20 protein-coding genes and 2 pseudogenes are annotated in these 20,713 nt (G+C 75.0%); 12 read left to right on the top strand and 10 right to left on the bottom strand.

Annotation, left to right across the window (positions count from 1 at the left end):
- Positions 1–43: 43 nt before the first annotated feature.
- A complete protein-coding gene (locus ACFU9A_RS19410; RefSeq protein ID WP_430576926.1) occupies positions 44–409 on the bottom strand; it encodes a DUF2255 family protein in 366 nt (121 codons plus the stop codon).
- Here ACFU9A_RS19410 and ACFU9A_RS19405 point away from each other — a divergent pair.
- A complete protein-coding gene (locus ACFU9A_RS19405; protein ID WP_430576980.1) occupies positions 299–598 on the top strand; it encodes a glycine zipper domain-containing protein in 300 nt (99 codons plus the stop codon). The genes ACFU9A_RS19410 and ACFU9A_RS19405 overlap by 111 nt on opposite strands.
- Here the strand turns inward: ACFU9A_RS19405 and ACFU9A_RS19400 are convergent.
- The 3 genes and pseudogenes from ACFU9A_RS19400 to ACFU9A_RS19390 all read right to left on the bottom strand — a co-directional run.
- A pseudogene (locus ACFU9A_RS19400) lies at positions 574–1,254 on the bottom strand (carboxymuconolactone decarboxylase family protein); the annotation flags it as partial. The gene ACFU9A_RS19405 and the pseudogene ACFU9A_RS19400 overlap by 25 nt on opposite strands.
- 3 nt (positions 1,255–1,257) lie before the next feature.
- Positions 1,258–2,148, bottom strand: a complete 891-nt coding sequence (locus ACFU9A_RS19395) for an aldo/keto reductase (RefSeq protein WP_430576925.1) — start codon at positions 2,146–2,148, stop codon at positions 1,258–1,260.
- Positions 2,149–2,222: 74 nt separating this feature from the next.
- Positions 2,223–3,629 (bottom strand): MFS transporter, encoded by a 1,407-nt coding sequence (locus ACFU9A_RS19390; protein WP_430576924.1) that lies wholly within the window; start codon positions 3,627–3,629, stop codon positions 2,223–2,225.
- A gap of 102 nt (positions 3,630–3,731) precedes the next feature.
- On the opposite strand from ACFU9A_RS19390, the gene ACFU9A_RS19385 reads away from it, so the two are divergent.
- Entirely contained in the window at positions 3,732–4,643 is a 912-nt protein-coding gene (locus tag ACFU9A_RS19385; RefSeq protein WP_430576923.1) for a helix-turn-helix transcriptional regulator, read from the top strand.
- Positions 4,640–5,056, top strand: a complete 417-nt coding sequence (locus tag ACFU9A_RS19380) for a cupin domain-containing protein (protein ID WP_430576922.1) — start codon at positions 4,640–4,642, stop codon at positions 5,054–5,056. The genes ACFU9A_RS19385 and ACFU9A_RS19380 overlap by 4 nt, the downstream gene beginning before the upstream one ends.
- A 7-nt stretch (positions 5,057–5,063) precedes the next feature.
- Here ACFU9A_RS19380 and ACFU9A_RS19375 read toward each other — a convergent pair whose 3' ends face one another.
- Positions 5,064–6,371 (bottom strand): anaerobic C4-dicarboxylate transporter, encoded by a 1,308-nt coding sequence (locus ACFU9A_RS19375; protein WP_430576921.1) that lies wholly within the window; start codon positions 6,369–6,371, stop codon positions 5,064–5,066.
- 131 nt (positions 6,372–6,502) lie between these two features.
- A pseudogene (gene aspA / locus ACFU9A_RS19370) lies at positions 6,503–7,948 on the bottom strand (aspartate ammonia-lyase); the annotation flags it as partial.
- Positions 7,949–8,110: 162 nt separating this feature from the next.
- On the opposite strand from aspA, the gene ACFU9A_RS19365 reads away from it, so the two are divergent.
- The 5 genes from ACFU9A_RS19365 to ACFU9A_RS19345 all read left to right on the top strand — a co-directional run bounded on the left by ACFU9A_RS19365 (position 8,111) and on the right by ACFU9A_RS19345 (position 10,770).
- Positions 8,111–9,052: a hypothetical protein gene (locus ACFU9A_RS19365; RefSeq protein ID WP_430576920.1), complete on the top strand. Its 942-nt coding sequence runs from the start codon at positions 8,111–8,113 to the stop codon at positions 9,050–9,052.
- Positions 9,053–9,244: 192 nt separating this feature from the next.
- Positions 9,245–9,481 carry a hypothetical protein gene (locus ACFU9A_RS19360; RefSeq protein WP_430576919.1) on the top strand — a complete coding sequence of 79 codons (237 nt, stop codon included), beginning with the start codon at positions 9,245–9,247 and terminating at the stop codon, positions 9,479–9,481.
- 12 nt (positions 9,482–9,493) lie between these two features.
- Positions 9,494–9,754, top strand: a complete 261-nt coding sequence (locus tag ACFU9A_RS19355) for a hypothetical protein (protein ID WP_430576918.1) — start codon at positions 9,494–9,496, stop codon at positions 9,752–9,754.
- Positions 9,751–10,350: an NADPH-dependent FMN reductase gene (locus ACFU9A_RS19350; protein ID WP_430576917.1), complete on the top strand. Its 600-nt coding sequence runs from the start codon at positions 9,751–9,753 to the stop codon at positions 10,348–10,350. Before ACFU9A_RS19355 ends, ACFU9A_RS19350 begins: the two co-directional genes overlap by 4 nt.
- 57 nt (positions 10,351–10,407) lie before the next feature.
- On the top strand, positions 10,408–10,770 hold the full coding sequence (locus ACFU9A_RS19345; RefSeq protein ID WP_430576916.1) for an RNA-binding S4 domain-containing protein: 363 nt from the start codon (positions 10,408–10,410) through the stop codon (positions 10,768–10,770).
- 21 nt (positions 10,771–10,791) lie between these two features.
- Here the strand turns inward: ACFU9A_RS19345 and ACFU9A_RS19340 are convergent, their stop codons facing one another.
- Entirely contained in the window at positions 10,792–12,726 is a 1,935-nt protein-coding gene (locus tag ACFU9A_RS19340; protein WP_430576915.1) for a GTP-binding protein, read from the bottom strand.
- Between the two features lie 188 nt (positions 12,727–12,914).
- Here ACFU9A_RS19340 and ACFU9A_RS19335 point away from each other — a divergent pair, with 188 nt between their 5' ends.
- Together ACFU9A_RS19335 and ACFU9A_RS19330 are read left to right on the top strand one after the other, a co-directional pair.
- Positions 12,915–14,120 (top strand): dipeptidase, encoded by a 1,206-nt coding sequence (locus ACFU9A_RS19335; RefSeq protein ID WP_430576914.1) that lies wholly within the window; start codon positions 12,915–12,917, stop codon positions 14,118–14,120.
- Positions 14,121–14,188: 68 nt separating this feature from the next.
- Complete coding sequence (locus tag ACFU9A_RS19330; protein ID WP_430576913.1) at positions 14,189–14,869, top strand: response regulator; 681 nt, start codon at positions 14,189–14,191, stop codon at positions 14,867–14,869.
- 8 nt (positions 14,870–14,877) lie between these two features.
- Here ACFU9A_RS19330 and ACFU9A_RS19325 read toward each other — a convergent pair whose 3' ends face one another.
- Positions 14,878–16,578 (bottom strand): GAF domain-containing protein, encoded by a 1,701-nt coding sequence (locus tag ACFU9A_RS19325; RefSeq protein WP_430576912.1) that lies wholly within the window; start codon positions 16,576–16,578, stop codon positions 14,878–14,880.
- Positions 16,579–16,746: 168 nt separating this feature from the next.
- On the opposite strand from ACFU9A_RS19325, the gene ACFU9A_RS19320 reads away from it, so the two are divergent.
- A complete protein-coding gene (locus ACFU9A_RS19320) occupies positions 16,747–17,634 on the top strand; it encodes a universal stress protein (RefSeq protein WP_430576911.1) in 888 nt (295 codons plus the stop codon).
- A gap of 67 nt (positions 17,635–17,701) precedes the next feature.
- Here the strand turns inward: ACFU9A_RS19320 and ACFU9A_RS19315 are convergent, their stop codons facing one another.
- Positions 17,702–17,989: a hypothetical protein gene (locus ACFU9A_RS19315; protein ID WP_430576910.1), complete on the bottom strand. Its 288-nt coding sequence runs from the start codon at positions 17,987–17,989 to the stop codon at positions 17,702–17,704.
- Between the two features lie 144 nt (positions 17,990–18,133).
- Between ACFU9A_RS19315 and ACFU9A_RS19310 the strand changes: the two genes are divergently transcribed.
- Positions 18,134–20,248 (top strand): hypothetical protein, encoded by a 2,115-nt coding sequence (locus ACFU9A_RS19310; protein WP_430576909.1) that lies wholly within the window; start codon positions 18,134–18,136, stop codon positions 20,246–20,248.
- Here the strand turns inward: ACFU9A_RS19310 and ACFU9A_RS19305 are convergent.
- Positions 20,132–20,710 (bottom strand): GNAT family N-acetyltransferase, encoded by a 579-nt coding sequence (locus ACFU9A_RS19305; protein ID WP_430576908.1) that lies wholly within the window; start codon positions 20,708–20,710, stop codon positions 20,132–20,134. The two genes, ACFU9A_RS19310 and ACFU9A_RS19305, sit on opposite strands and share 117 nt — an antisense overlap.
- Positions 20,711–20,713: the final 3 nt, after the last annotated feature.

Raw genomic sequence — 20,713 nt, 5'->3', positions numbered from 1 at the left:
CCGGGGGTCGCACCCGGGCGGCCGCGACCGGGGGGCGCACAGGTCAGCGCGGGTCCACGCGCAGGGTGGTCGAGGTGGCGGTCGCGCTGGTGATCGACCGCACGGCCGAGCCGTCGCCGTACTTGGCGTGGTAGGCGGCGTCGATCGCGTCGTCGTGGGTGTCGTCGCGGGTGAAGGTCACCTCGGCGCGCACGCCGCCGGCGTCGATCTCGCCGGTCCCGGTGCGCTGCACGCCCCGGTACCAGGCGCCCTCGGTCCCGCGCACGGAGCGCAGGTAGAGCGCGCCGTCGACGACGACGTGCCACACGATCCGGGGCGTGCGCAGCGTGCCGTCGGGGCGGTGCGCGGCGACGCGGAGCTCGCCGTCGCCGTCGATCGCCGCCAGGTCGGCGGGGTTCCAGTCGGTCATGACTCCTCCTCGGTGGTGGGCTCGGTGGTGGGCTCGGTGGTGGGCTCGGTGGTGGGCTCGGTGGTGGGCTCGGTGGTGGGCTCGGTGGTGGGCTCGGTGGTGGGCTCGGTGGTGGGCTCGGTCGTGGGCTCGGCAGGGGACGGCGCGACGCCGTCGAGGGCGCGCAGCGCGTTGAGGGTGCGCGGGTAGCCGACGACGGGCAGCAGGTGGGTGACGACCGCGACCAGCGTGGCGCGGTCGTTGCCGACGTTGAGGTTCGCGCGCACGTGCCCGGCCACCTGCGGGTCGGCGCCGCCGAGCGCGACGAGCAGCGCCAGGGTGACGAGCTCGCGGGTCGGCACGTCCAGGCCGCCGCGGGTGTAGTGGTCGCCGAAGCAGTGCGCCGCCAGGGCGCGCTGCACGTGCTGCTCGTCGGCGGGGGTGCTCGCGTGCATGGCGTCGACGGTGTCGCCGCCGACGATCCGCCGCTGCACGGCGAGGCCGTCGGCGGCCCGCGTCTCGGGGGTCACCGTGGCCTGCCCGGGCAGCGGCAGCTCGACGTCGTGGTCGGCGAGCAGCTCGTTCGCCACGACCAGCGCGTCGACAGCGCGACCGAGCCCCGCGTACGGGACCGCCTGGTAGAGGACCTCCTTCAGCTCGACCGGTGTGACGCCGGCGGCGAGGGCGTCGTCGAGCTCCACCCGCAGGACGGCGGTGCCGCCCGTCGCGACGACGGCGGCGACCCGGAGCAGGGCCCGGAGGCGGGGGGCGAGCGGTGCGTCGCGCTCGACGTCCTCGGCGAACCGGTCGGCGATCGCGACCAGCTCGGGGTCGGTGGCCGCGAGCGAGGTGTCGGCGAGGGGCACGGGTCAGGCCTCCGGGATCTCGCGACCGAAGGTCTCGAGGGTGACGACCTCGGGCTCGGGGCCGCCGCGGCGGCCGGTGTCCAGGGCGTCGATGGCGGCGAGCTCGGCGGCGGTGAGCTCGAAGTCGAGCACGTCGAAGTTCTCCGCGATGCGGTGCGGGGTGACGGACTTGGGGATCGCGGAGCGGCCCTGCTGCAGGTGCCAGCGCAGCATGACCTGCGCGGCGGACTTGTCGTGCGCCTCGCCGATGCCCAGGATGGTCGGGTCCTGCAGGGTGCTGGTGTGCTCGCCGTCGCGGTAGAAGGTGATGCCGCCGATGGGCGACCAGGCCTGGGTGAGGATGCCGTGCGCGGCGTCGGCGGCCAGGACGTCGGGCTGGCGGAAGTACGGGTGCACCTCGACCTGGTTGACGGCCGGCACCACGGACGTCTCGGCCAGCAGCCGGTCCAGGTGGTCGGGCATGAAGTTGCTGACGCCGATCGCGCGGACCCTGCCGTCGGCGAGGAGGGTCTCGAGGGCCTTGTAGGCGTCGACGGTGAGGTCGAACCGCGACGGCAGGGCCTGGTGCAGGATCAGCAGGTCGAGGGTGTCGACGCCCAGCTTGCCGGCGGACTTGTCGAACGCGTGCAGCGTGGCGTCGTAGCCGTAGTCGCTGATCCAGACCTTCGTCTCGAGGAAGACGTCGGACCGGTCGACACCGGAGCGGCGGAGCGCCTCGCCGACCTCGCGCTCGTTGCCGTACGCGGCGGCGGTGTCGATGTGCCGGTAACCGACGCGCAGCGCCTCGGCCGTCGCCGCGACCGTCTCGTCCGGCGGGGTCTGGAAGACGCCGTACCCGAGGGCGGGCAGGGTGACGCCGTTGTTCAGGGTGAGGGTGGGGACGGGGTTCGTCATGTCCTTCACGCTAGGCACGCGACGCCGGTCCTGGGAGACCCTGCTGGTACCCCGCTGGCCCGTCCCCCGCACGGTCATCGCCGCGCCCGCCGGGCGGCGGGCAGCACCAGGAGCGCCGCGGCGGCGAGGGCGCCCAGCAGCAGGACGGCGCCCGCGGTCATCGCCGCCGCGTACGTGCCGGTCAGGGCCAGCACGAGGCTCATGCCGAGCGCGCCACCGAGCTGGTGCACCGCGTTCACGACGCCCGACGCCGCACCGGCCTGCGACCTGTCGACGCCCGCGATGCCCGACGCCGTGAGGGGCCCGAAGGCCAGGCCCTGCCCGGCGCCGATCAGCATCATCGGCAGCGCGATGCCGACGGCGTACGAGGTGCCCGCGTCGAGGGTGCCCAGCCACGCCGTGCCCGCGACGGCGAGCACCAGCCCGGCCACGAGCAGCACCGCGCCGCTCGCCCGGCGCTGCAGGCGCGGCACGGCGAGCGCGACCACGAAGTTCACCGCCGTCATCGGGAAGTACGCGAACCCGGCCGCCAGGGCGGAGAACCCGCGCTCGTCCTGCAGGTACTGGCTGGTGAACAGGAAGAAGCCCATCATCGCGCCGATGAAGAGCAGGCGGGCCACGTAGGCGCCGACGCGCTCGCGGCTCGCGAACAGGCCGAGCGGCAGCACGGGCTGTGCCGCGCGGCGCTCGACGACCACGAGGGCGGCCAGGAGCGCGACGCCGAGCGCGAGCGCGGCGACCGTGGCGGGATCCGACCAGCCCTCGTCGCCGGCGCGGACGAAGCCGTACACCAGCGCCGCCGGGCCGAGCGTGGCCAGCAGCGCCCCCGGCACGTCGAAGCGGCCCGGGGACCGGGGCGTCTCCGGCAGCACCCGCAGCCCGGCGACCAGCATGACGACGCCGACCGGCAGGTTCACGAGGAAGCCCGCGCGCCAGGACACGAGGTCGGCGAGCAGGCCGCCCACGACGAGCCCGACGCTGGCGCCGATGCCCGCCACCGCGCCGTACGCGGCCGTGGCGCGGGTGCGCTCGGGTCCCTCGGGGAAGCTCGCCGTGAGCAGCGCCAGCGTCGACGGCGCGAGCACCGCCGCACCCACGCCCTGGAGGGCGCGGGCGCCGACCAGCCATCCGCCCGTGGGCGCGAGCCCGACGGCGACGGACGCCAGCGTGAACAGCGCGAGCCCCACGACGAACATGCGGCGGCGGCCGAGGACGTCGCCCGCGCGGGCGCCGAGCAGCAGCAGGCCGCCGAACGTCAGCAGGTAGGCGTCCTGCACCCAGGCGAGCGCCGTCGCGGACATGCCGAGCTCGGCGCGGATGTGGGGCAGACCGGTGATCACGATCGAGTTGTCGAGGATCACCATGAAGTAGCCGACCAGGATGATCGCGAGGACGGCGGCGGTGCCGCGGCGTGCGGCCGGCACGGGGGGAGGCGTCGCCGCGACGGGTGATGCGGCGGGAGCGAGGGGTGCGCTGGTCATGGCGTCCATCTGACGGCGGCGCGGGCCGGCGGGGGAGTCCCGGGCGTCCCCGGTCCTGCCAGTACCTCCCACGGCCGAGCGTGCCGACGTACCGTCGTGGGCATGGACCTGAAGGCGGAGACGCGCGAGTTCCTCGCCACGCGCCGGGCGCGGATCACCCCGGACAAGGCGGGCCTGCCGGCGTACGGCGGCAACCGGCGCGTGCCGGGGCTGCGGCGCGAGGAGGTGGCGATGCTCGCGGGCGTGAGCGTCGACTACTACACCCGGCTGGAGCGCGGGAACCTCGGCGGGGTGTCGGAGGAGGTGCTGGAGGCGCTCGCGGAGGCGTTGCAGCTCGACGAGGCGGAGCGGCTCCACCTGTTCGACCTCGCGCGCGCCGCGAACGCGTCCGGCGCCGCGCGGTCACGCGCCCGCCGGACACCGCCCGGCACCCTGCGCCCCGCCGTGCAGCGGATCCTCGACGCGATGGGCGACGTCCCCGCCTTCGTCCGCAACGGCCGGCTCGACGTGCTCGGCACCAACGTCCTGGGCCGCGCGCTGTACGCGCCGCTGTACGACTCGCCCGAGCAGGCCGCGGGCAAGCCGGTCAACAGCGCCCGGTTCCATTTCCTCGACCCCGGTGCCGCCGCCGCGTTCTTCGGTGAGAAGTCGCCGCGGATGGCGCACGACGCCGTCGCGATCCTGCGCGCCGAGGCGGGCAGGAACCCGTACGACAAGTCCCTCACCGCCCTGGTCGGGGAGCTCTCCACCCGCAGCGAGGACTTCCGCCGGCTGTGGGCCTCTCACGACGTGCGGCTGCACCGCACGGGCACCAAGGTGTTCCACCACCCGGCGGTCGGCCTGCTCGAGCTCGACTACGAGGCGCTCCTGCTGCCCGCCGACCCGGGCCTGCAGATGAACGTGTACACCGCGCAGCCCGGCTCGCCGTCGGAGGACGGGCTCAAGCTCCTGGCGTCGTGGGCGGCGACCACGCTCGCGGCGCCCACCTCCCCGGAAGGGATCACCGGACGATGAGGAAGCTCCCCCGCCCCGCCACCACCAAGAACCCGCCCGAGCAGTTCCGGGGCGACGTCTGGCTCGACCCGATCGCCGTCCCGCAGGAGGGCGACCAGCGGATGGTGGTGGCGCTCGTGCGGTTCGCGCCCGCGGCGCGCACGGCGTGGCACTCGCACGCCCGCGGGCAGACGCTGCACGTGGTGTCCGGGGTGGCGCTCGTCGGCACGCGCGACGGCGTCGTCGTGGAGGCCCGGCCGGGCGAGACGGTGTACTGCCCGCCGGGGGAGGAGCACTGGCACGGCGCGTCGCCGGACGACTTCATGGAGCACCTGGCGATGCTCGAGAACGCCGACGACCCCGCCGCCACGACCACCTGGCTGGAGCACGTCACGGACGAGCAGTACGACGCCGCGCCCTGGCTGGACGTCTGAGACCCGCTCAGATCAGCAGCGGCGCGATCCCGAAGCCGAGGGCGACGGCGGTCCCGACGGCCACCAGCCCCGGCACCATGAACGAGTGGTTGAACAGGTACTTCCCGATGCGGGTGGTGCCGGTGTCGTCGAGCTCGATCGCCGCGACCACGGTGGTGTAGGTCGGCAGCAGGAACAGCCCCGTGACGGCGGGGAACGACGCGACCATCGTCGTCGCGGCCACGCCCATGCCGGCCGCGACGGGCATCAGCGCGATCGTCGTCGCGGCCTGGGAGTAGAGCAGCGCGGAGGCCAGCAGCAGCACGACGGCGAGCATCCACGGGTACTGGCGGATGAGGTCGCCGCCCAGCTCCTCGATCTCGGCGGTGTGGCCCTGCACGAACGTGTTGCCCAGCCACGCGACGCCGATGATGCAGACGGCGGCGCTCATGCCCGAGCGGAACGTCTGCTGCGTGATGACCGTGCTCACGTCGATCTTGCAGAAGACGGCGATGAGCAGCCCCGCCAGCAGCATGAACGTCATGATGGCGCCGCTGCGGGTGATGGTCGGGTCCTCGATGAGGCCCACCGAGTCGGACACCGCGGTCGAGTACAGCACCACGACGAGCAGCGCGGCGGCGAAGATGACGAGCGACAGCAGAGCCCGCGGCTTGGCGACGAACTCGGTGCGCTCGCGGCGCTTCACGAGCCCCTTGGCGAGTCGCTCCTGGTAGACCGGGTCGTCCTGCAGCTCGACGCCCTGCCGGGACGCGACGACCGCCCCGACCATGCAGCCCACCAGCGTCGAGACGCCCGCCACGGTGAGCAGGGTGATGTAGTCGACGCCCAGCGGCTCCACGACGGCGGCCATCGCCACCACCGCCGCGGAGATGGGCGACGCCGCGATCGCCATCTGCGACGCGACCACCGCGATCGACAGCGGCCGTGACGGGCGCACGTTCGACTCCTTCGCCACCTCGGCGATCACCGGGAGGGTGGAGAAGGCGACCTGGCCCGTGCCGGCGAACACGGTCATGAAGTAGGTGACGAGCGGCGCGAGGAAGGTGATGTTGCGCGGGCGGGCGCGCAGCAGCACCTCCGTCTTCGCCACCAGGTAGTCGAGCCCGCCGGCGGCCTGCATCGCGGCGATGGCCGCGATGACGCACATGATGATGCCCAGCACGTCCCAGGGGACGCCGGTCGCGGGGTCGACCTCGAGGCCCAGCAGCCCGAGGACGATGACGCCGGCGCCGCCCGCCAGCCCGATCCCGATCCCGCCGATGCGCGCACCGATGAAGACGAAGACCAGGACGACGACGAACTGGACGACGATCACCGCGCGGCCTCACCCTCCTCGTCGGCCGCATGGTGCTCGTGCTCCGGGTCCGAGGGGGCGCCCGTGGCGTCGTCGGACTCCACGACGGTCGACGACCCGCCGTCCTCGCCGGGCGCAGGGATGCCGCGCTCGTCCGGCGCGTAGAAGCGGCCGGAGTAGCGCGGGTGCAGGAAGTTCTCCGTGGTGAGGATCGCGTCCACCTCCTCGGCCGTGAGCAGGCCGCGGGCGACGACGACGTCGCGCACGGAGCTGCCCGTGCGGGCGGCCTCCTTGCCGACCAGGTCGCCGTTGTGGTGGCCGATGACCTCGTTGAGATAGGTGACGATGCCGATCGAGCCGAGCACGTGCTGCCGCATGACCTCCGCGTTGGCGGTGATCCCGACGACGCACTTGGTGCGCAGCGCGTCGCAGGCGTTGGTCAGCAGGCGGATCGACTCGAACATCGACTCCGCGAGCACGGGCTCCATGACGTTGAGCTGCAGCTGCCCGGCCTCGGCGGCGTGCGTGATGGTGACGTCGTTGCCCATCACCTTGAAGCAGACCTGGTTGACCACCTCGGGGATCACCGGGTTCACCTTGGCGGGCATGATCGACGACCCGGCCTGCAGCTCGGGCAGGTTGATCTCGTTGAGCCCCGCGCGCGGCCCGGAGGACAGCAGGCGCAGGTCGTTGCAGATCTTCGACAGCTTGGCCGCGAGCCGCTTCACCGCGGAGTGCACGGCCAGGTACGCGCCGTTGTCGTAGGTGGCCTCGACCAGGTTCTCCGCGGGCACCGTGCCGAGCCCGCTGACCTCCGCGAGGCGTCGCGCCGCGACCTTGGGGTAGCCGGGCGGGGTGTTGAGGCCCGTGCCGATCGCCGTCGCGCCCAGGTTCACCTCGAGCAGCAGGTCGGCCGCGTTGCGCAGGCGCTTGACCTCCTCGGCGACGTTCACCGAGAAGCCGGCGAACTCCTGGCCCAGGCTCATGGGCACCGCGTCCTGGAGCTGGGTGCGGCCCATCTTGGGCAGGTCCGCGAACTCGGAGGCCTTCTCGTCGAACGCCCGCGACAGCCGCCGCACCGCCACCACGAGCGCCTCGGTCAGGGCGTGCACGGCCAAGCGGAAGCCGGTGGGGTAGGCGTCGTTGGTGGACTGCGACTTGTTGACGTGGTCGTTCGGGTTGATGACGTCGTAGCGGCCGCGGGGGAAGCCGGACAGCTCCAGCGCGAGGTTCGCGATCACCTCGTTGGTGTTCATGTTGACGCTGGTGCCGGCACCACCCTGGAACACGTCGATGGGGAACTGGTCGAGGCAGCGGCCCTTGACGAGCACCTCGTCGCACGCGCCGATGATGGCGTCCGCGATGTCCCGCTGGATGGCGCGCAGCTCGCGGTTCGCGAGCGCCGCCGCCTTCTTCACCATCACCATGCCGCGGATCATCTCCGGCACGTCGCTGATGGTGGTCCCGGAGATGGGGAAGTTCTCCATCGCCCGGACGGTGTGGATCCCGTAGTACGCCTGCGCAGGGACCTCTTTCGGTCCGAGCAGGTCTTCCTCGACGCGTACGCCGGCCTGGGGTGCGGCCGGGGTGCCTGCCATGGGTTCAGCCATGGGGCAGACGCTAGCAACGCCGGTACCCCGGCACCCGGCGAGGGCCCGAGTGCGTGCATCCGAGGTCGGGCGTGTCCTGGAAGGGCACGAGTCGTCAGGGGGCATCACCGGTGGTCGTCGCACGGCTGCCCGACGAACGAGGAGGAGCCCATGACGAGGTCCAACCCGATGGCCTGGCTGGGACGGCAGGCGCGCCGGGGCCTGACGGACCTGCCGCGCAACGTGCGGTGGGCGCTGGACGCGGGAGTGACGAACCCGGCCCGGTCGGCGGGCCGCACCGTCCAGTCCGCGGGCCGCACCGTCCAGGCAGCGGGGCAGCACGCGGCCACGTCGCTCGCCGAGGCCACCCCGTTCCCCCGGGACGGCGACCGCCGTCTCAACCGGGTGGACGCGGCGATGGAGCGGGCGCACGAGCTCGAGGTGCGCGCCCACGAGGAGGCCCGGAACGCGAAGGAGCAGGCGGACGCCGTCGCCGCCGCCGAGGCGGAGAGCGACCGCCAGGTCGCGGAGGCCCGGCAGGAGGGCGACCGCGAGGTGGACCGCGTGGTGGCCGAGGCGCAGCGCGAGGCCGACGAGTACGTGGCCGCGAAGCGGGAGCGGGCGCAGGAGATCACCGCGCGGCACGTCGAGGAGACGGAGGCCGAGACCGGGAAGCAGGTGGAGCAGGCCCGGGAACGGGCGGACAAGGCGCGAGCGTCGGCCGAGCAGGCGATCGAGCGCGCGCGAGAGCAGATGAGGCATGCGCGCGAGCTCGCCGAGGAGGCGGCGGACGACGCCCGGAGGGCTGCGGACGAGGCGCGTGCCCGCGCGGACCGGCTGGCGGGCGAGGCGGAGGACGAGGCGCAGCAGGCGCGCCGGAGGGTGGAGGAGGCCGACCGCCGGAAGCAGGAGACGGCTGCGGAAGCCCGCCAGCTCGGCGGGGACGCCGACACGGGCCCGATGGACCTCGACGACATGACCAAGGACCGGCTCCGCGCGCTGGGCACCGAGATGGGGCTCGACCTCCCGTCCTCGCTGCGCAAGCCGCAGATCGTCGCCGCGATCCGCAGGCACAAGGAAGAGGACAGGCGGAAGGCGGGAGCACGATCATGACGTGGTGGCGCAGGAAGGCGACCTTCGCCGACCGGGTCGCGGAGGCGCTCGGGCGCAGGCCGCGACGTTCTGGCGGCCCGGCGCTCCGAGGCGGTTTGGTCGCGCTCGGCGCGGCCGCGGGCGTGACGGCCGCGAGCGCGGCCGTGTCGGCCATCCGGTCCCGGCAGGACCGGTCGGGAGAGGAGGGCCAGGATGATCGGTCGTAGGACGGTCGGTCGTGCCCTGTTCTTCGGCCTGGGGTACGTCCTCGGCACGCGGGCCGGGCGAGAGCGGTACGCCCAGATCCAGGCGGGCGCCCGGGCCGTCATGGTCGGCCTGCGGTCCCGCCTCGACGGCGGCGACGGGGCAGACTCGCCGTCGGGGTCTCCGTCGTCGAGGCCGCCGCGTGGCGCGGCGGACCCGTACGACGACATCCGCCTCGGCGGGTAGGCGGCAGCGGCCATGATCATCAGGATCCAGCTCCTCGCACGGTTGCTGCGCATCCGGCTGCTCCGGGTGGAGGGCGTCGTCGCGATCAGCGACGACGTCCGCCCGGAGCAGCCCGGGGCGGGAACACCCCTCGTGGACGTCCGTGCGGACCGCGCGGCGGCGCTCGGCTCCGGGCGACCGCAGGTGCCCGTGTACGGCCGCGACCTCGCGGAGGCAGAGACCCTTCTGGCGCAGGTGTCGCCACCGGAGCGAAGGAGCAGGGAGTCGTCATGACCTACCAGATCGGCTACATCGTCGGGAGCCTCGCGAAGGCGTCCATCAACCGCACGCTGTCCCGGGCGCTCGTCCGGCTGGCGCCCGCGGACCTCGAGTTCACGGAGATCCCCATCGGGGACCTCCCGCTCTACAGCTGGGACTACGACACCGACTACCCGCCCGAGGGCCGGGCGTTCAAGGCGGCGGTGGAGGCGTCCGACGGGCTCCTGATCGTGTCACCGGAGTACAACCGGTCGATCCCGGGCGCCCTGAAGAACGCCATCGACTGGGGCTCGCGGCCCTGGGGCCAGAACTCGTTCGCGCGCAGGCCCGTCGGCATCATCGGGGCCTCGCCCGGCGGCATCGGCACCGCGGTGATGCAGTCGTCGATGCGCGGCGTCCTCAGCTTCCTCGACGCGCCGCAGCTCAACGCCCCGGAGGCCTACATCACCTACGTCGCCGACGACTTCGGCCCCGACGGCGAGGTGACGAACGAGAGCACCGCCGGCTTCCTGCGGCACTACATGGACGAGTACTGCGCGTTCGTGCAGCGCGTGCTCGCCGTGACCGCGCCGGGGCACATCGGCGACAGCGACCCGGCGTCGGCCAAGTAGGCGCGGACCCTGCGGACGGCCCCCCGGGCGAGGGGCGCGGCGTGAGAGGCTGACGACGTGCGCGTGGACGTGTGGTTGTGGGCGGTGCGGCTCTTCAAGAGCCGGTCGGCGTCGGCCGCCCTGCTGCGGTCGGGCCGCGTGCGGGTGAACGGCACGGTGGCCAAGCCCTCGACGCACGTGGCGGTGGGCGACACGGTCACCTGGCGCGACCCGTTGCGCGACCGCAAGGTCGTGGTCGTCGAGCTGCTGCCCAAGCGGGTGGGCGCGCCGCTGGCCGTCAAGGCCTACCGCGACGAGAGCCCGCCGGTGCCCACGCGCCAGGAGCGGGAGGCCGTCGGGGTCCGCGACCGCGGCGCCGGCCGCCCCACCAAGCGCGAGCGCCGCGACATCGACCGGCTGCGCGGCGCCCGGCGCGACTGACCGCCCGCGCCGGACGCCCGCTCAGGCCTGCCGGCCGACCGACCGCAGGTACTCCTCCCGGTGCAGCGGGTCGCCGTCCCGCCGCCGGCGGCGGGGGACCTCGCCCCGGACGGGGCGGTACCGCGCGAACCGCGACTCCAGCACGCCCTCGCCGCGCGTCGCGCCGGGGAGCTGCTGGTGCAGCCGGTGCAGGTGCGCCGCCGGCACCTCGCCCTCGACCACGACGCGCCGGCCGCGCGTGACGGTCGACAGGGGGACGGCGTCCTCCCGCGCGAGCAGCGGCAGCACCGCGGCGAGCGTGTCGGCCGGGGCGTCGAGCGTGAGCGTGTGCAGCGGCTCGAGCACCGTGGTCCCCGCGCGGCGCAGCGCCGCCATGAGCACCAGGGGCGTCAGCCGGCGGAAGTCGCTCGCCGAGCTCGACCAGATGCTCCAGCCGTAGGGCGGGGGCGGCACGTACCCGGACTCCGTCAGCACGACGGTGCAGTCGGTCACCTGCCACCCGGCGAGCCCCTGCCCGAGCGTCGCGACCACCGTCTCCTCGACCGCGCGACGGAACGCCAGGGTGAGCGAGCCGGGCTCGATGCCGAGCCGGAAGCGCACGCCGGAGCCCTCCGGCCCGGGCTCGACGCGCAGCCCGACGGTCGCGTTGAACGGGTTGCCGTCGGCGCCCATGCGCTCGGCCGCCTCGCCGACGCCGACGGGCCGTTCCACGTGGAACGTCGTCGTCTCGCGGAACGACACGGCGACGCCGAACTCCTCGGCGAGCGTCGCCCCGACCACCTCCTTCTGCACCTCGCCGTAGAGCGAGAGGGCCGCGTCGCCGGCGTCGTCGAGCCGGAGCCCGATGAGCGGGTCCTGCTCGGCGAGCTGCGTGAGCGCGGCGTGCAGGGCGGCCCGCTCCCCGGGCTCGTCGGCCACGACGACGGTCTCCAGGACCGGCGGCGAGAAGCGGAAGCCGTCGGTGCCGTGCGGCGCGCCGAGGTCGTCGCCGACGCGGACGCCGGCCAGGCCCCACACCTGCGCCACCTGCCCGGCGTGGGCCTCCGCGCGCTCCACGGCGGCACCGCGGTGCACGACGCGCACGGCGGTGACCTTGTCGTCGCCGACCCGGTCCCGCTCGCGCAGCGTCCCGGACCAGAGCCGCACGGAGGCGACACGCTCGCCGGCGGGTCCCCGCTCGACCTTGAACACCCGCCCCGAGAGCGGCCCGTCGGGGTCGCCGTCGGCGCTGGGCAGCAGCTCGGGCAGCGCCGCGAGCAGGTCGTCCACGCCCGCGCCGGTGACGGCGGAGCCGCCCAGCACCGCGTGCAGCAGCCCGCGGCGCGACAGCGCGGCCAGCGCCGCGCGGAGGCGGCCCTCGTCCACCGCCCCGGTGCGGACGTACTCCGCGAGGACGGCGTCGTCGTGGTCGGCCACCGCGTCGAGGGCCCGGTCGCCGTCGAGCCCCGCCCGCCACGTGGCGGCCCGCGTCCCGGCGCCCTCCGCCGCGCCGAGGGGCACGAACGGCAGGTCGTCGAGCGCCGCGTCGTCGAGCGCCAGGTCCGCGCGGGCGCCGGCCCGGTCGACCTTGTTGACGAACACGACGGTGGGGACGCCGGACCGGCGCAGGGCCCGCGCGAGGACGCGCGTCTGGGCCTGCACGCCCTCGACGGCGGAGACCACGAGGACGGCGCCGTCGAGGACGCCGAGGGCGCGCTCCACCTCGGCGACGAAGTCCGGGTGGCCGGGGGTGTCGATCAGGTTGACGGTGACGTCGCCGACGGCGAACGAGGCGACCGCGGAGCGGATCGTGATGCCCCGCCGCCGCTCGAGGTCGAGGGTGTCGGTCTGGGTGCTGCCCGCGTCGACGCTGCCGACGGCGTCGATCGCCCCGGCCGCGTGCAGCAGCCGTTCCGTGAGGCTGGTCTTACCCGCGTCGACGTGCGCGAGGATCCCGAGGTTGAGCGTGCGTGCCAAATGTCCTGTCCTTTGCGTGGGCCGTGACGTGCTCGTGGGGGGACACGACGGCTGCACGCATCGCAGGCTCCTTCGCTCGGGTCGATCGGACGGACGGCGCCCAGTCCACCAGCGTCGCGGTGCGCCGCCAAGGTGTTTTCGGGCCGAGCGAGTGTTTTCGGGCGATCGTGGGTGGATAGGGTCGCCGGATGACGACCGAGCAGACCGACAGGATCGCCGCCCTCCTGCGCGAGCACCCCGTCTGGGACGGGCACAACGACCTGCCGTGGGAGGCGCGCGACCAGGTCGCCTACGACTGGTCCCGGCTCGACCTGGAGGCCGGCACCGAGGGCCGCACCCACACGGACGTGCCGCGGCTGCGCGCCGGGGGAGTGGGGGCCCAGTTCTGGTCGGTCTACGTGCCCTCCAACCTGCCCGGCAGCGCCGCCGTGACCGCCACGCTGGAGCAGGTCGACGCCGTGCACCGGATGGTCGCGCGCTGGCCGGAGCACTTCCGGCTCGCGACCGGCGCCGACGACGTCGTGGCCGCCTGGGCCGAGGGCCGCGTCGCGTCGCTCATGGGGGCCGAGGGCGGGCAGTCGATCGACTCGTCGATGGGCGCCCTGCGCATGCTCTACGAGGTGGGCGTCCGGTACATGACGCTCACGCACAACCACCACAACCCCTGGGCGGAGTCCGCGACCGACGCGCCCCCCGCCGACGGCCGCTTCGCGGACGGCGGCCTCACCGCCTTCGGGCGCGAGGTGGTGCGCGAGATGAACCGCCTCGGGATGCTCGTCGACCTCTCGCACGTCTCCGCGGGCACGATGCGCGCCGCCCTCGACGTCTCCGAGGCGCCGGTGATCTTCTCGCACAGCTCGGCCCGCGCCGTCTGCGACGTGCCGCGGAACGTGCCCGACGACGTCCTCGCGCGCCTCGCCGCCAACGGGGGCGTGTGCATGGTGACGTTCGTGCCGAGCTTCGTCACCCCCGCGATCGGGGAGTGGCGGGCCGAGGCCGGCGAGGCCGCGAAGGCCGCGGGGATCGCGCCGAACGACTACGCCGAGTTCGACCGGTTCGCCACGGCCTGGGCCGAGACCCACCCCAAGCCCCCGACCACGCTGGCCGACGTCGTCGCGCACGTCGAGCACGTGCGCGAGGTCGCGGGCGCCCGGCACGTGGGCCTCGGCGGCGACTACGACGGCGCGGGCGGCTTCGCCGACGAGCTCCGCGACGTCTCCGGCTACCCGAACCTGTTCGCGGCCCTCGCCGATCGCGGCTGGTCGGACGCCGACCTCGCCGGCCTGGCCAGCGGCAACGTGCTGCGGGCGCTGCGCGAGGCCGAGGACGTCGCCGCCCGGCTGCAGACCGAGCGCGAGCCCAGCGTCGCCCGCATCGAGGACCTGGACGGCTGAGGACTGCCCCGACCGTCGCCCCTGACCACCGCCCCGCCGGGAGCCCCCGGGAGGGCTAGGTTGAGGCCATGACCGGCGCGCCCGTGCGGGTGTTCCTCGTCGACGACCACGAGGTGGTGCGTCGCGGCGTGGCCGACCTGCTCGGGATGGAGGGCGACCTCGAGGTCGTCGGCGTCGCCGGGACGGCGGCCGAGGCGCTCGCGCGCGTCCCGGCGCTGCGGCCGGACGTGGTCGTCCTCGACGTGCGGCTGCCCGACGGCGACGGCGTCAGCGTGTGCCGGGAGCTGCGCTCGCGCACCGACGTGGCGGTGCTGATGCTCACGTCGTTCGACGACGACGAGTCGCTGTTCGACGCGATCCTCGCAGGCGCCTCCGGGTACGTGCTCAAGCAGGTGCGGGGCACCGACCTCGTCGCCGGGATCCGCACGGTCGCGGCGGGCGGCTCCACGCTGGACCCGAAGGCCGCGGGCCGGCTCATGGAGCGGATGCGCCACCAGGGGGAGGACGACGACCCGCTCGCGGACCTCACGCCGCAGGAGCGCCGCATCCTGGGACTCGTGGGCGAGGGGCTGACGAACCGGCAGATCGGGGCGGAGCTGTTCCTGGCCGAGAAGACGGTGAAGAACTACGTGTCCAGCCTGCTCGGGAAGCTGGGCCTCGAGCGGCGGGTCCAGGCCGCGGTGCTGGCCGCGCGTCTCGAGCGGGCGGGTCGTCCGCTCGAGCCCGAACGGCCCCCGGCCGAGCACTGACCCCGCCGTCAGGGCTCCGTCGGCAAGGGGGCCAGCGGCACGCGCCAGCGCAGCGAGGTGCCGCCCGTGCGGCCGGGCAGCACCTCGAACGACCCGCCCAGCTCCGACGCCCGGCGCTCGAGGTTCGCCAGCCCGCTGCGGGGCGCGTCCGTGGCGATCCCGGTGCCGTCGTCCACCACCGTCAGCACCAGGTCGTCGCCCGCCCGCAGGCTCACGTGCACCTGCGTGGCCCGGGCGTGGCGGGCGGCGTTCGACAGGCTCTCGCGCAGCACCGCCACCAGGTGCGCCGTCGTCGTGGACGGGACCTGCGCGTCGATCGGCCCCTCGAACCGGACCGTCGGCGCGAAGCCCAGGGCGTGGGTCGCGGCCTCCGCCTCCGCGAGCAGGAGGGACCGCGTCGCGAGCCGGCGCGGGCCGGCGACGCCCGGGTCGCGCAGGCCGCGGATCGTGGTGCGGATCAGGTCGATCGTCTCGTCGATCTGGTCGATCGACTCCCCGACCCGGGCGGCGATCTCGCCCCGGCCCGCGGAGCCGAGGGGCCGCACGTCGGCGAGCCGCCGGTCCACGGCCTGCAGCGACAGGCCCGTCGCGTACAGCCGCTGGACGGCCAGGTCGTGCAGGTCGCGGGCGATCCGGTCGCGGTCGCGCACCACCGCCAGGCGGGCGGCGTCCGCGCGCCGCTCCGCGAGCTCCAGCGCGACGGTCGCCTGGTTCGCGAACGCGCCGAGGGCCTCGACGACCACCGTCGGGAAGGGCTCGGCGCCCCGGACCCGCGCGACGACCAGCACCCCGAGGACCCGCTGCCCGCGACCGACCAGCGGGAGCGCGGCGAGCGGGCCGAGCGTGCCCTCGGGGTGGAGCACCACCTCCGCCCGGTCGTCTGAGGTCGCGTCGGGCGAGACGATGACCCGGCGCTCCAGGAACGCCTTGGCCGTGAACGACCCGGGGTTGCGCATCAGGCGCCCGCGCAGCATGTCCGCCCGGATGCCGACCGCGGTCCGCACGACGAAGACCGGCTGCCCCGCGGTCCCCTCGTCGTCCTCGACCGGGACGGCGAGCCCCGCCGTGTCGGCCGCCGCCACGTCGATCGCCTCGGACGCGACCAGGTCCAGCACCGTGTCCGGGTCCTCGCCCGACAGCAGGCGCCGGGCGATCTCGTCGTCGGCGCGCGACCACCGCTCGCGCAGCCGGGTCTCCTCGTACAGCCGGGCGTTCTCGACGGCGAAGCTCGCCGCGGACGCGAACCCCTCCAGGAGGCGCTGGTCGTCGTCCGTGAACTCCCCGCCGCCCCGCTTCTCCGTGAGGTACAGGTTGCCGAACGGCGCCCCGTGCACCTGCAGCGGCACCCCCAGGAAGCTGCGCATCGGCGGGTGGTGGGGCGGGAAGCCGACCGACCGCTCGTCGGCGGCGATGTCCGGCAGGCGCAAGGGGTGCGGGTGCCGGATGAGCTCGCCCAGGAGCCCGTGCCCCGTGGGGAACGGGCCGACCGCACGGATCTCCGCCTCCGTCATGCCCGCCGTGATGAACCGCGCGATGCGCTGGTCGCCGCCGAGGACGCCGAGCGCGGCGTAGCGCGCGTCGACCACCGCGGCGGCCGCCTTCACCACCCGGTGCAGCGTCGTCTCCAGCTCCAGGCCCCGGCCCACGGAGACGACGGCGTCCAGCAGGACGTCCATGTCCCGGTCCCGGCGGCCCTGTCGCGGGCTCACCATTCCCACGGTAGTACGGATTGCCCGGGAATTCCGGGTGATCCCCGAAGGTCACGATCGGGACCTTCGGCCTGTGGGTGAAGGGCCCGCCGTCCCGGGCCCCGGGGCGTTCGGCTCTGCCGGGCGCGCACGCCGCCGTGGCGCACTGGTGGCGAACGGAGGTGGCCCATGAGCAGCAGTGTCGGTACGCCCGTCCGGGACGTCGTGGTGGGCGTCGACGGGTCGGAGGGCGGCTACCACGCGATGGCGTGGGCGGCCGGCGAGGCCGCGCGCCTGGCGGCACGGCTGGTCGTGCTGCACGCGTACGCCCTGCCGATGGGGGTGGGGGCGATCGCCGCGCCGGCCGGCCACCCGGACCCGCGGGCCGAGGCCGAGGTGCTCCTCGCGCGCGCCCGGGCCCGCTTCGACCGCACGACGCGGATCGGAGCGCTCGCGGCCGAGCCCACGGAGGTGGGCTACGCGACGGTGCGCGGCGACGCCAGCGCCGTCCTCGTGCACCACGCGCGGCGCGGCGCCGTCGTCGTCGTCGGCCGCCGTGGTGTCGGGACGTTCGACCGGGTGCTCATGGGCTCCGTGTCGTCGGCGGTCGCGGCGCTGGCGCCCGGCACGGTGGTCGTCGTGCCGCGCGCGGCCCGCGCGCAGGAGCCGCGGCGGGTGGTCGTGGCCGTCGCCCCCGGCGAGCCGCTCGACCGCGTGCTCGAGGCGGGGTTCGACGAGGCCGACCGCGCCGGCGCCGAGCTGCTCGCGGCGCACGCCGCCGACCGGGGGATGTTCACCGGCGTCACGGAGGGCGACCTGGACTGGCTCGAGCGGCTCCGCGCGGAGGCCCGGGCGGACCTGGAGGCCCGCGTCAGCCTCTGGGGCGAGAAGTACCCCCGGGTGCGCTGGTCCGTCGAGGGGCGTGGCGGTCACGCGCCGGGCGCGCTGCTCGCGGTGCTCCGCTCCGACGACCTCGTCGTCACCAGCGGGCACGACGTGCGGAAGGTCGTCCGCGGCTCGATGCCCGACCGGCTCGTGCGGCACGCGCCGTGCGCGGTGACGGTGGTGCACCCCTGAGGCTTGCGGCCGCGCGCCCGTCGACTCCCCCGAGCGGGTGCACGGCCGCAGGAGGCCGCGCGTCGCCTCAGGCGCTCAGCGAGCGCTGCGACCAGCTCACGCCGAGGGTGCGCAGCACGTCCTGCGGGTCGCGCCGGGTGGCGTCCGTGTAGGCGCGCAGCGACATGACCGACGCCGTGAGCATCGTGGTGAGCACCTCGCGGGCGAGCCGGGCGTCGTGGCTGGCCTCGTCGAGCAGCTCCTGGACCACCCGCGAACGGATGCCGAGGTCGGGCTCCGAGCAGGCGGTCAGCAGTGCGATCGTCATGGACCCGGCGTCGGCGCCGGGGCGGATGCTGTCCTCGTCAGTGCTCATGGCGTCCCCCTCCGCGGCCCGACCCCTTTGGTCTACCGCACGGGGCGCGCACCCGCACGCGGAACCGTCGCCCCACCAGGGCGGACGCGGGGCGTCGGGAGGCGGCTTGCGGCGCACGCGCGCCGCGCGGAAGGATGCGGCGCGATGAGCCCGCCGCCCGCGTCCCGCCGCCGTCCCGCCCTGCTCGCCCTGCTGGGCGCGGGCCTCGTCGGGGCGCTCGTGCTCGCCGGCCCGGCCGCCGTCGCGGACGAGGGGCTCACGGAGGAGTCGCACAGCCGCTACGAGCTGCTGGCGTCCGGCAGCGAGGTCCGCGCCACGGTGACCACCACCATCGGCAACGTGACCCCCGACCGGGGGCTGACGTACTACTTCTACACGTCGTACGCGATCCCGGTCCCGGCCGGCGCCGAGCGCGTCCGGGCCACCAGCGGCGGAGCACCGCTGAGCGTGTCGCTCGAGTCGACCGAGGACCCGAGCACCCGGTACGCGGTGGCCTCGTTCGCGCCGCTGCGCTACGGGCGCACGCGCACCATCGAGTGGAGCTTCGACGTCCCCGGCGAGCCCGTGCGTTCGAAGGACTACACGCGGGTGGGCGACGGCTTCGCCACGTTCGCCGCGTCGGGCGTGGGCGACGTCGGCCGCACGACGGTCGAGGTGGTGCTGCCCGCCTCGATGACGTTCGACGCGACGTCCGACTCCTTCGCCGAGAAGCGCACCGGCAAGACCGTGACGTACACGGCCACCGAGAACTCGGACAAGGACGGCATCTGGGCCGTGGTCTCGGCCCGCGACCCGAAGAAGGCGGACGAGAAGCGCGTCGACGTCGCCGGCACCACGCTCACGCTGCAGAGCTTCCCGGGCGACAAGAAATGGACGACGTTCGTCTCGCGCAAGCTGACGAAGGGCCTGCCGGCGCTGGAGGACGTGGTGGGGCGGCCCTGGCCGGGCGGTCTGGAGACGATCCGCGAGGACGTGTCGCCCAAGGTGCTCGGGTACGCGTGGTTCGACCCGGGCAAGGACGAGATCGTCATCCCCGAGGACCTCGACGACGTCACGCTCTACCACGAGCTCGGGCACGCCTGGCTGAACCCGGACCGGCTGAAGGAGCGCTGGCTGTCGGAGGGGATGACGGAGGTGGTGGCCCACCGCGTCGTCGCGCGCACCGGCGGCACCAGCGACCCGTGGAGGGCGCCCGACCGCGGCTCCGACGTCGCCCTGCCGCTCTCGGACTGGGAGGCGAGCCCCGGCGAGCTCGACGCGGACGTCGAGGCCTACGGGTACGCCGCCTCGTACACGGCCGTCCAGCGGCTGATCGGCGGGCTCGACGACAACGCGTTCACGGCGGTCGTCTCGGCGTCCCAGGCGGGGGAGAGCGCCTACGAGCGGCCGGGGTCGACCGACGAGAACCACGGCCGCACGGACTGGCGGCGCTTCCTCGACCTCGTCGAGACGCGCGGCGACGTGGCCGGGGCGCCGAAGGTGCTGCGCACCTGGGTGCTCACCGGCGACCAGCAGGCGAAGCTCAAGGCCCGCTCCGCGGCGCGCGACGCGTATGCCGCGCTCGACGAGGCGGACGGCGCGTGGGAGCCGCCGCTGGGGCTGCGCACCGCGATGACGGACTGGGAGTTCGGCGACGCGAAGGCCGCGCGGTCGGCGCTCGACGGCGCGGCCGCGGACGCCGGCGCCGTGCAGGCCGCCGCCGACGCGGCGGGGCTGGAGGTGCCGGCCACCGTCCGCGCCGCCTACGAGGACGCGTCCGACGACGCGCAGTACGCCGAGCTCGCGACCCTGCTGCCGCGCGCCGCCGACGTCACGACGCAGGTCGGGGAGGCCGTGCGCGCCGCGGAGGCGGACCGGGACCCGGTGTCGGGGCTGGGGGCGTCGGTGCTCGGCGTCGAGCGGTCGGCCGAGCGCGCGCGGGACGACCTCGCCGCCGGCGACCTGGACGACGCCGCCGCGCACGCCGGTGCGGCCTCCGACCGGGCCGGGGTCGCGACGGCCGCCGGCGCCGGGCTGGTCGTGCTCGTGCTCGCGGCGGGCGGCGGCGTGGTCACCCTGGTCGTGCGTGGACGGCGGCGCGCGCGGCGTCGCGCCCAGGAGGCCGCGGCCGCGGGCCCCGCGCAGCCGTCCGTGGTGGCGGGGTCAGTCGTGGAGGATCCGCTGGAACAGGGCGTGGTCCTGCCAGCGGCCGGCGATGCGGAGGTACCGCGGCGCGGTGCCGATCCGTTCGAAGCCGGTCCGCGCCAGCACCCGCTGTGACGCCTCGTTGTGCAGCAGCGTGGCGGCCTGCACGCGGTGCAGGGCCAGGTCGTCGCGCGCGTGGGTGCACGCGGCCTCGACCGCCGCGGTCATGATGCCGCGGCCGGCGAGGGCCGCGTCGACCCAATAACCGAGGTGCGCGCTGCGGAACGCGCCGAGCACGACGTCGCTGAGGTTCACCCGCCCGACGACGTCCCCGTCGCGCTCGAGCACGAGGGGCGCGGAGCGCCCGGAGCCGTGCGACAGCAGCTCCACGGGGATGCGCTCCGCGTGGTAGTCCGCCTCGTAGAACGCCGCCGGCCGTTCCGGCTCCCAGGGCGTCAGGTGGTCGCGGTTCCGGGCGTACGCCGCGGCGAGCGCGGGGCCGTCGTCGCGGCGCAGGAGGCGCATGACGACGCCGTCGGGCAGGTCGGCGGGCAGGGTGGGGGGCGGGGTGGGGGCTGGGTCTCCGGGCGCGGGCACGAC

The sequence above is a fragment of the Isoptericola sp. NPDC057653 genome, assembly GCF_042799955.1.
In the GTDB taxonomy this organism is placed as follows: domain Bacteria; phylum Actinomycetota; class Actinomycetes; order Actinomycetales; family Cellulomonadaceae; genus Isoptericola.
Note: the sequence above shows the minus strand (reverse complement) of the source record. Positions and strands in the feature narration are given on the sequence as shown.

Coding starts and splice junctions, on each gene's coding strand:
- ACFU9A_RS19355 (WP_430576918.1), top strand. CDS start 9,494: ATGATCATCAGGATCCAGCTCCTCGCACGGTTGCTGCGCATCCGGCTG.
- ACFU9A_RS19395 (WP_430576925.1), bottom strand. CDS start 2,148: ATGACGAACCCCGTCCCCACCCTCACCCTGAACAACGGCGTCACCCTG.
- ACFU9A_RS19390 (WP_430576924.1), bottom strand. CDS start 3,629: ATGACCAGCGCACCCCTCGCTCCCGCCGCATCACCCGTCGCGGCGACG.
- ACFU9A_RS19350 (WP_430576917.1), top strand. CDS start 9,751: ATGACCTACCAGATCGGCTACATCGTCGGGAGCCTCGCGAAGGCGTCC.
- ACFU9A_RS19385 (WP_430576923.1), top strand. CDS start 3,732: ATGGACCTGAAGGCGGAGACGCGCGAGTTCCTCGCCACGCGCCGGGCG.
- ACFU9A_RS19365 (WP_430576920.1), top strand. CDS start 8,111: ATGACGAGGTCCAACCCGATGGCCTGGCTGGGACGGCAGGCGCGCCGG.
- ACFU9A_RS19410 (WP_430576926.1), bottom strand. CDS start 409: ATGACCGACTGGAACCCCGCCGACCTGGCGGCGATCGACGGCGACGGC.
- ACFU9A_RS19360 (WP_430576919.1), top strand. CDS start 9,245: ATGATCGGTCGTAGGACGGTCGGTCGTGCCCTGTTCTTCGGCCTGGGG.
- ACFU9A_RS19380 (WP_430576922.1), top strand. CDS start 4,640: ATGAGGAAGCTCCCCCGCCCCGCCACCACCAAGAACCCGCCCGAGCAG.
- ACFU9A_RS19335 (WP_430576914.1), top strand. CDS start 12,915: ATGACGACCGAGCAGACCGACAGGATCGCCGCCCTCCTGCGCGAGCAC.
- ACFU9A_RS19310 (WP_430576909.1), top strand. CDS start 18,134: ATGAGCCCGCCGCCCGCGTCCCGCCGCCGTCCCGCCCTGCTCGCCCTG.
- ACFU9A_RS19330 (WP_430576913.1), top strand. CDS start 14,189: ATGACCGGCGCGCCCGTGCGGGTGTTCCTCGTCGACGACCACGAGGTG.
- ACFU9A_RS19315 (WP_430576910.1), bottom strand. CDS start 17,989: ATGAGCACTGACGAGGACAGCATCCGCCCCGGCGCCGACGCCGGGTCC.
- ACFU9A_RS19320 (WP_430576911.1), top strand. CDS start 16,747: ATGAGCAGCAGTGTCGGTACGCCCGTCCGGGACGTCGTGGTGGGCGTC.